Source organism: Spirillospora sp. NPDC000708 (assembly GCF_040299565.1).
In the GTDB taxonomy this organism is placed as follows: Bacteria; Actinomycetota; Actinomycetes; order Streptosporangiales; family Streptosporangiaceae; genus Spirillospora.
In genome coordinates this window covers 37,350-46,197 of sequence record NZ_JBEPCJ010000089.1, presented here as the reverse complement: position 1 = coordinate 46,197, position 8,848 = coordinate 37,350, and the positions used below count along the sequence as shown (strand labels likewise).

The following is an 8,848-nucleotide window of genomic DNA, read 5'->3' as shown; positions in this document are numbered from 1 at the left end:
ACGGTCGGGTGGCTGTTTCCCGCTCCGCTGGCGCTCCGCGCGAAACAGCCTCCCGACCGTCGGGCGTGCCCGTGGGGCTTTTACCTCACGCCGTAGAGGTGTTCCAGGGCCAGCTGGTCGAGGCGTTCGAAGGCGGCGCCGCGGGTGGCGAGGGCCTCGATGTCGGGGGACGCGTCGCGGACGGAGCGCCAGTCCTCGCCGTCGGCGAGGGTCGGGACCGCCAGCTCGTCGAGCTTCGCGTCGCGCAGGGCGTCCTGGACCTCGGGGTCGGCGCGGAAGGCGCGGGCCTTCTCGCGCAGGATCAGCCAGTTGCGCATGCAGGCCCGCGCCGACTCCCAGACGCCCTCGTCGTCCTCGGTGCGCGGCGGCTTGAAGTCGAAGTGGACCGGGCCGCTGTAGTCGCTGTTCTCGATGAGGTCGACGACCCAGAACGCGCCGCGCGCGTTGCCCGCGCCGAAGCGCAGGTCCTGGTCGTAGCGGGGGCCGTGCTGGCCGTTCAGGTCGATGTGGAACAGCTTGCCCTGCCACAACGCCTGCGCGAGGCCGTGCGCGTAGTTGAGGCCGGCCATCTCCTCGTGCCCGACCTCGGGGTTGAGGCCGACGTTCTCGGACCGCTCGAGGGTCTGGATGAAGGCGAGGGCGTGGCCGATGGTGGGGAGCAGGATGTCGCCGCGCGGCTCGTTCGGCTTCGGCTCGATGGCGAAGCGCAGGTCGTAGCCCTGGTCGGCGACGTAGTCGCCGAGGACGTCGAACGCCTCCTTGTAACGGTCCAGGGCGGCGCGGACGTCCTTCGCGGCGCCCGACTCGGCGCCCTCGCGGCCGCCCCAGCACACGTAGGTCTTCGCGCCCAGCTCGGCGGCGAGGTCGAGGTTGTCCATGACCTTGCGCAGCGCGAACCGGCGGACGTCGCGGTCGTTGGCGGTGAACGCGCCGTCCTTGAAGACCGGGTGGGAGAACAGGTTGGTCGTCGCGGTGGTGACGACCAGGCCCGTCTCGTCCAGGGCCTTCTTGAACGCGTCGATCCTCTCCTGGCGCTCGGCGGGCGAGGCGTCGAAGTCGAACACGTCGTTGTCGTGGAAGTTGACGCCGTAGGCGCCGATCTCCGCGAGCTTCCGGACGGCGCGGTCGGCGGGCATCGGCGGCCGGGTGCCGGGGCCGAACACGTCGACGCCCTGCCAGCCGACCGTCCAGATGCCGAACGAGAACCGGTCTTCCGGGACGGGCGTGTAGTCGCTCATGGGTCTCCTTGTCAGATCTGCGGGGCGGAGTCGCGCAGCGCGGCGTAGCGCGCGCGGACCGGCTCCGCGTCCGCCGCGCGGTCGGTGGTGTGCTCGGTGGCGGGCGGCGCGGGCCAGCGCGGCGGCTCCGGCGTGCCCGCGAGCGCCCAGGCCGCCTGGCGGGCGGCGCCGAGCGCGACGTATTCGGCGGGCTCCGGGACGGTGACCGGCGTACCCAGGATCGCGGGGGCCAGTGCCCGGACGGCCTCCGAGCGCGCGCCGCCGCCGATGAGCAGGGTGCGGCGGGGCGCCACGCCCTGGGCCGCGAGATGGCCGACGGCGTCGGCGAGGGAGCACAGCAGCGCCTCGACCGCGGCCCGCGCGACGTTCTCGCGGGTGGCGTTGGACGTGGTGAGGCCGGCGAGCACCCCGGTGGCGTCGGGACGGTCGGGGGTGCGCTCGCCGTCGAGGTAGGGCAGCAGCGTCAGGCCGCCCGCGCCCGGCTCGGCGGCGAGCGCGAGCGCCGACAGCTCCGCCAGGCTCGCGCCGGTCATGGACGCGGCGGCCGACAGGATCCGGGCGGCGTTCAGCGTGCAGACGAGGGGCAGGAACCGGCCGGTCGCGTCGGCGAACCCGGCGACCAGGCCGGACGGGTCGGCGGCGGGGGCGCCGGCGACCGCGAACGCCGTCCCGGACGTGCCGATCGACACCACGACGTCGCCGGGCTCCAGCCCGAGGCCGAGCGCGGCGCCCATGTTGTCGCCGGTGCCGGGGCCGAGCGCCGCGCCCCAGGAGGTCTCGCCGACCGCCTCGCCGGGGGCGGCGACGCGCGGCGGCTCGGCGTCGCGGCCGAGCGCGGCGCGCAGCAGGTCGGGCAGGTAGGCGCCGGCGGCGGGGGACCAGTAGCCGGTGCCGGACGCGTCGCCCCGGTCGGTGACCGGTTCGCTCGTGCCGAGCCGCCAGGTCAGCCAGTCGTGCGGGAGCATCACCCGCTCGGTGCGGCGCGCGTTCTCGGGCTCGTGCTCGGCCATCCAGCGCAGCTTGCCGACGGTGAACGAGGCGAGCGGCACGCTGCCGGTCCGCTCCGCCCACGCCTTCGGCCCGCCGTGCTCGGCGACCAGCGCGCGCGCCTGCGGCGCGGAGCGGGTGTCGTTCCACAGCAGCGCGGGCCGCACGACCTCGCCGGCGCCGTCGACCGCGACCATGCCGTGCTGCTGCGCGGCGACGGCGACCGCGTCGGCCCGCTCCAGCAGCTCGCGGACCCGCGCCAGCGCGTCCCACCAGTGCCGGGGATGGCATTCGGTGCCGTCCGGGTGGGGCGCCGACGCCTGCGCGACGACGGTGCCGTCCCCGGCGCGGCAGAGCACGACCTTCGTCGACTGCGTCGACGAATCGACGCCCGCCACCAGGGTCTCGGCCATGCGCCCTCTTTCGTAAAGAGTTTGGACTAATTAACGTAGCAGATGACATCGCCCCTGCCCAGGCACCCGATTGAATTAGGGTTGGTTCATGACGAAGTCCGGGAACGCCCCCGTCCGGCACGCGACGATGCGCGGGCGCAACCTCGCGGTCGTGCTGGAGCACATCGCCCGGCACCAGCCCGTCACCCGGGCCCGGCTCGCCGAGCTGACCGGCTTCACCAAGACCACCGTCTCCAACCTCGTCGGCCTGCTGGAGGGGGCGGGCCTCGTCCGCGACGGCGCGCCCGTGCACGAGGGGGAGCGCGGCCGGCCCGGCGTCGGCGTGTCGATCGCCGGGGACGGCGCCGCCGGGCTCGGCCTGGAGGTGAACGTCGACTACCTCGCCGCCTGCGTCCTCGACCTCGGCAAGCAGGTCCGGTACCGGCACGTGGTCAGCGCCGACAACCGCGGCCGGCCGCCCGCCGACGTCCTCGCCGCGCTGTCGGCGCTCGCCGCGGAGGCCGTCGCCGCCGTCGCGGGCCAGGGCCTCGCGGTCGCCGGCGCCGCCGTCGCGCTGCCCGGCCTGCTCGACCGCGAGCACGGCGTCGTCCGGCACGCCCCGAACCTCGGCTGGGCGGACGTCCCGGTCGCCGTGCCGACCGGGCCGGCGCCGCTGCCCGCCGAGTACGACAACGAGGCGAACCTCGCCGCGCTCGGCGAGCTGTGGTTCGGGGGCGGCGCGCGGCTCGGCGACTTCGTGCACGTCTCCGGCGAGATCGGGATCGGCGCCGGCATCGTCGTCGACGGCCGGGTCTTCCGCGGCGCGCACGGCTTCGCCGGCGAGCTCGGCCACCTGGTCGCCGACCCGTCCGGCCCGCCCTGCTCGTGCGGCGGGCGCGGCTGCCTGGAGCAGATCGCCGGTCAGGAGGCGATGCTGCGCGCCGCCGGGATCCCGCAGGCGAGGACGGTCACCGGCCCGGACGGCTCGGTCAACGCGCTCCTCGACCGGCTGAACGGCGGCGACGCCGCCGCGCTCGCCGCGGTGGACCGCGCGGGCCGCGCGCTCGGCGGCGCGCTCGCCTCCGTCGTCAACCTCGTCGACCCGGACGCGATCGTCCTCGGCGGGGTCTTCTCGCCACTGGCAGCGTGGATCCGGCCGCCGCTCGAAGGGGTCCTCGCCGCCGGGACCGGGTCGCTGCGCCGCGGCGTCCCGCCGGTGGAGGTGTCCGGCCTGGCCGAGGGCGCCGCCGTCCTCGGCGCCGCCGGCCTCGTCATCGAGCGCGTCATCGCCGACCCCGCCCGCCTCCTCTAGAGCGGGACGTACTCGAACCAGTCGAAGTCGGCGTGGTTCCCGCCGGGCCGGCCGTTGGAGGTGGCGTACAGGCCGACGAGGACGCCCGTGAAGCCCCCGGCGACCTGGCTGGTCAGGAAGTCGCCGTCGATCGGGTCGCCCAGCGGCTCCCAATGCCCCGGACGCGGGGAGTAGGACGCCCGGTACCAGCGGCCGTGGGCCTCGAAGCCGAGCCCGACGATCCCCGGCGGGGCCGGCGCCTCGGCCAGGACGGTCGTGACGCCCTGCTCCCGCTTGGCCAGCCGCAGCCCCCGGTCCGTAGCGGCCAGCACCACGTGGAAGTCGTTGTTCTGCATGAGCGCGAGCCCCGCCTCCTCGTCGTCGCCGGGCGCGAAGTCGAGGGCGGTGAACGCGGCGAACTCCGGGTGCTGCTGCCGCCGCCCGACGAAGGACGGGTTGGCGACGTCGGCGAGGCCCTCCGGGCGGAGCCGCAGCCGCAGCCGGCCGGGACGGTCGGTCAGGCTCCACCACCGCTCGCGAGGCGTCCGCAGCATGGTCCAGGACGGGTCGAGCTCCGGCCCGTCGAACTGGTCGCACGCCGGGACGGCGGGCCACGGATGCTCCGGCAGCGACGGCGCGGGGCACTCCGCCTCGACCCGGCCGCCGGCGACCGGCCAGCCGTCCTCCCAGGTGACCGGGGTGAGGAACGTCTCGCGGCCGAGGGCGCACCGGTCGCCGTGGTGCGGGCGCATGGCGAGCAGGACCATCCACCACTCGCCGTCCGGCGTCTCCACGAGATCGGCGTGCCCCGCCCCGACGATCGGGTGGCCGGCGCCGAGGTCGCGGTGGGTGAGGATCGGGTTGCGGGGGTTCCCCTCGTAGGGGCCGGTGACGCGGTCGGCCCGCGCGATCACCACCGCGTGGTCCATCGCGGTGCCGCCCTCGGCCGTCAGCAGGTAGTACTCGCCGCCGATGCGGTAGAGGTGGGAGCCCTCCGACCAGATCGCGCCCTTCAGCGCTCCGTCCCAGATCACATGCTCCTCGCCGACGAGGGCCAGCGACCGCGGGTCGAACTCGCGCAGCCAGATCTCGGTGTGCCCCTCGTACCGCCCGGTCGGCCGGGTCCCGGTGCACCAGGCGCGGCCGTCGTCGTCGAAGAACAGGGACGGGTCGATGCCGTCCCCCTCCAGCCGCACCGGGTCCGACCACGGCCCGGACGGGTCGGCGGCCGTCATCACGAAATGGCCCGACCATTCCGGGCCGTCCACGAGGGTGCAGACGAGGTAGAAGGTGCCGTCGTGGTGCCGCAGCGTGGGCGCGTACAGCCCGCCGGACGCGGGGACGCCGTCCAGCGGGAGCTGCTCCGGACGGTCGAGGGCGTGCCCGACCGGCCGCCAGTGCACCAGGTCGCGGCTGTGGTGCACCGGCAGGCCGGGGAACCACTCGAACGTCGACGTGACGAGGTAGAAGTCGTCGCCCACGCGGCAGACCGACGGGTCCGGGTGGCAGCCCGGCAGCACGGGGTTGCGGAACCGCCTCACAGCCGCGTCACCTTCACCGGGACGGTCAGGACGCGGTCCCGGCCGGGCTCGCGGACCGGGCCGTCCAGCGTGAACGAGCCGCGCAGCGGCAGGTCGGCGCTGGAACCCCCGACCGCCACCTCGATCACTCCCGGTTCGACGATGCGGCGCAGGTCCGCGCCGGTGAAGGAGGTCCGGTCGGCGTGCACCTCGAACGCGACGCGGGCCGCCTCGCCCGGCTCCAGCCGGACCCGGGCGAACCCGGCGAGCCAGCGCGCCGGCCGCACCACCGATGCGACCGGGTCCGACAGGTACAGCTGGACGACCTCGGTGCCCGCGCGGCCCCCGGTGTTGCGGACGACCGCGCTGACCGTGACCGTGCCGTCGGTGGTGGTGCGCTCCTCGGTCCTCAGGTCCTCGTAGCCGAAGGACGTCCAGGTCAGGCCGTAGCCGAACGGATAGAGCGGGACGGGGTCGACCACGCTCCAGTCGTGCCCGCCGTCCATCAGCGACCGCAGGTAGGTGACCGGCGGGCCGGAGGCGCGGCGCGGCACGCTGATCGGCATCCGCCCGGACGGCTCGGCCCGTCCGGCGAGGATCGCCGCCACCGCCCGGCCGCCCTCCTCGCCGGGGAAGAAGGCCTGCACGACGGCGGCGGCCCGGTCGGCGACGGACTCGAGCGCGTAGGGGCGCCCGCTGAGCATGACGATCACGGTGGGCGTGCCGGTGTCCAGGACGGCGGAGGCCAGCTCGGCCTGCCGTCCCGGCAGCGCGAGCGTCTCGGTGTCGCAGCCCTCTCCGGACGTGCCCCGGCCGAAGAGCCCCGCCCGGTCGCCGAGCGCGAGCACGCACACCTCGGCGTCCCGCGCCGCCGCGACGGCCTTCTCGATGTCGGCGTCGTCGGCGACGAACACGTCGTCCGTCGCGGCCACCCGGACTCCGGGCAGCTCGGCGGCCAGCGCGTCCGCCAGCGTCGGGACGTCCACGCCGAGCCGCAGGTCCGGATGCTCGCGGCCGACGTGGCTGGGGAAGGTGTAGCAGCCCAGCATCCCGAAGGGGTCGTCGGCGAGCGGGCCGGTCAGCGCCACGCCGGAGCCGGAGCGCAGCGGCAGGACGCCGTCGTTGGCCAGCAGGACGACCGACTCCTCCGCCAGCCGCCGCGCCAGCGCCCGGTGCTCGGGGGGATCGAGGTCGAGCGTCGCGCGGTCGTCGTCCGCGGGCAGCGGGTCCAGCAGGCCGAGTTCGGCCTTCAGGGCCAGGACGCGGCCGGCGGCGCGGTCGAGCAGTTCCTCGGGCACCTCGCCCTGCCTGACCCGGTCGATCAGCGGCGCGCCGTAGCACCGGACGGTCGGCAGTTCGATGTCGACGCCGGCCTGCAGCGCGAGCACGCCGGCCTCGGCCCGCGACCCGGCCACCCGGTGCCGGCTCTGCAGGAACGAGATGCCGAAGTAGTCGGCGACGACGACGCCCGCGAAGCCCAGCTCCTCGCGCAGCAGCCCCGTCAGCAGGCGCTCGTCGGCGGCGGCGGGCATCCCGTCGACGTCGGTGTAGGAGTGCATGACCGCGCGGGCGCCGCCGTCGCGCAGCGCCATCACGAACGGCTCCAGCACCACGTCGGCGAACTCGCGCGGTCCGATCGGCGTCGGCGCCATGTTCCGCCCGGCGCGGGACGCCGAGTAGCCGGCGAAGTGCTTCAGCGTCGTGACGATGCCCGATCCCTCCAGGGCGCTCACGTAGGCCGTGCCGAGGACCCCGACGAGATACGGGTCCTCGCCGATGCACTCCTCCGTGCGGCCCCAGCGGGCGTCGCGGACGACGTCCAGGACGGGTGCGAGGCCCTGGTGGACGCCGGCCGCCCGCATGCTCGCCCCGATCGCGGACGCCATCTCGGCCACCAGCTCCGGGTCGAAGGTCGCGCCCCAGGCGGGCGGGCTGGGGAACACGGTGGCGCCCCACGTCATGAAGCCGTTGAGGCACTCCTCGTGCGCGATCGCCGCGATGCCGAACCGGTTCCCGGCGGCGACGCGGTCCTGCAGCTCGCGGAGCCGGGCGGCGCCCTCGGCCGCCGGCACCGGCAGGGTGCCGAACACGCGGGTGAGCTGGCCGAGGCCGTAGGGCAGCACCTCGTCCAGGCTGGGGACGTCCTCGTCGAAGTCGTCCTCCATCGGCGCCACCTGCGCGCCCGGCTCGGCGGGCATCACCCAGAAGCCGGCGAGCTGCCCGGCCTTCTCCTCCGGCGTCATCCGGGCCAGCAGGCCGGCGACCCGCTCGTCCGCGGGGGAGAGCGGGGCCGGGGGCTGCGGACGCGGGGGCGGCGGGGCGGTGGACCCGCGGACGCGTAGATCGGTGGCCAGTTCCACGCGCGGCGTCAGCGGCGGGCGGCCGTCCAGCAGCTGGAGGAGGGTGCGGGCGGCGACGCGGCCCATCTCCTCCAGCGGCTGCCGGACGGTGGTCAGCGGCGGCGACAGCCACTCGCAGGTCGGCAGGTCGTCGAAGCCGACGACGCTGAGGTCCTCGGGGATGCGCAGGCCGGCGAGCCGGGCCGCCTGGTAGGCGCCCATGGCCTGCTCGTCGCTGCCGGCGAAGATCGCGGTCGGCGGGTCGGGCAGCTCCAGCAGCTCGCGGGTGTGGGCGAAGCCGCCGCGGTGGTGGAAGTCGCCGTACCGGACGAGATCCCGGTCGACCTCGATCCCGGCGCGCTCCAGGGCCGTCCGGTAGCCGTCCACGCGGGCCTGCGTGCACAGCATGTCGGCGGGCCCGCCGATCATCCCGATGCGGCGGTGGCCGAGGCCGATGAGGTGCTCGGTGGCGGCCAGGCCGCCGGCCCAGTTGGTGGCGCCGACGCTGGCGATGTCGGTGTCCGGCAGGTTCACCGGGTCGACCAGCACCAGCCCGACACCCGCCTTCTCCAGCTGCGCGCGCTGGCGGTGCGTCATCCGGGAGGTCACGAGGATCACGCCGTCGCTGTGGTGCAGCGCGGGCAGGTTCTGCCAGCTCGGCGGGCGCGCGTCGTCCTCGCGGACGAGCGAGACCACGACGCCGGTGCCCTGCTCGGCGCACTCGGCCTCGACGCCGCGCAGGATCTCCACCGCCCACGGGCTGTCCAGCCCGGCGAGCACCAGGTCGATCAGCCCGGACCGGCGGGCGCGCCGGGCGACGCCGCCGGGACCCGGGTAGTTGTGGGTGCGCAGCAGCGCCTCCACCCGCTCGCGGGTCGCGGCGGCCACGTCGGTGCGGCCGTTGAGGACCTTGGACACCGTGGCGGGGGAGACCCCCGCCTCGGCGGCGATGACGGCCAGGGTCGGCCGGGACGGCGGCTCCGGCATTTCGTCGGTGGTGCGCACGGGCACGCTTCTCTCCTCCCCGAGGAAACGATTGCGAACAGTATCGCAATCTTTCGCGCTCTCCTAGTCCCGAGAT

At 75.4% G+C, this 8,848-nt stretch carries 5 protein-coding genes; 1 reads left to right on the top strand and 4 read right to left on the bottom strand.

Annotated elements, in window-relative coordinates:
- Positions 1-80 precede the first annotated feature (80 nt).
- Both xylA and xylB read right to left on the bottom strand, forming a co-directional pair.
- Positions 81-1,238: a xylose isomerase gene (gene xylA / locus ABT299_RS41645; RefSeq protein WP_387030446.1), complete on the bottom strand. Its 1,158-nt coding sequence runs from the start codon at positions 1,236-1,238 to the stop codon at positions 81-83.
- 11 nt (positions 1,239-1,249) lie between these two features.
- On the bottom strand, positions 1,250-2,638 hold the full coding sequence (gene xylB, locus ABT299_RS41640) for a xylulokinase (RefSeq protein ID WP_500254121.1): 1,389 nt from the start codon (positions 2,636-2,638) through the stop codon (positions 1,250-1,252).
- 88 nt (positions 2,639-2,726) lie between these two features.
- On the opposite strand from xylB, the gene ABT299_RS41635 reads away from it, so the two are divergent.
- On the top strand, positions 2,727-3,929 hold the full coding sequence (locus tag ABT299_RS41635; protein WP_190854317.1) for an ROK family transcriptional regulator: 1,203 nt from the start codon (positions 2,727-2,729) through the stop codon (positions 3,927-3,929).
- Here ABT299_RS41635 and ABT299_RS41630 read toward each other — a convergent pair.
- Positions 3,926-5,449: a glycoside hydrolase family 43 protein gene (locus tag ABT299_RS41630; RefSeq protein ID WP_500254120.1), complete on the bottom strand. Its 1,524-nt coding sequence runs from the start codon at positions 5,447-5,449 to the stop codon at positions 3,926-3,928. The two genes, ABT299_RS41635 and ABT299_RS41630, sit on opposite strands and share 4 nt — an antisense overlap.
- The gene (locus ABT299_RS41625; RefSeq protein WP_500254119.1) at positions 5,446-8,778 is read right to left on the bottom strand and encodes a glycoside hydrolase family 3 N-terminal domain-containing protein; all 3,333 of its coding nucleotides are present in this window, start codon (positions 8,776-8,778) and stop codon (positions 5,446-5,448) included. Before ABT299_RS41625 ends, ABT299_RS41630 begins: the two co-directional genes overlap by 4 nt.
- Between the last annotated feature and the right edge of the window lie 70 nt (positions 8,779-8,848).

Excerpts from the sequence above, each read along its gene's own strand:
- xylA (WP_387030446.1), bottom strand. The coding sequence starts at position 1,238 with ATGAGCGACTACACGCCCGTCCCGGAAGACCGGTTCTCGTTCGGCATC.
- xylB (WP_500254121.1), bottom strand. The coding sequence starts at position 2,638 with ATGGCCGAGACCCTGGTGGCGGGCGTCGATTCGTCGACGCAGTCGACG.
- ABT299_RS41635 (WP_190854317.1), top strand. The coding sequence starts at position 2,727 with ATGACGAAGTCCGGGAACGCCCCCGTCCGGCACGCGACGATGCGCGGG.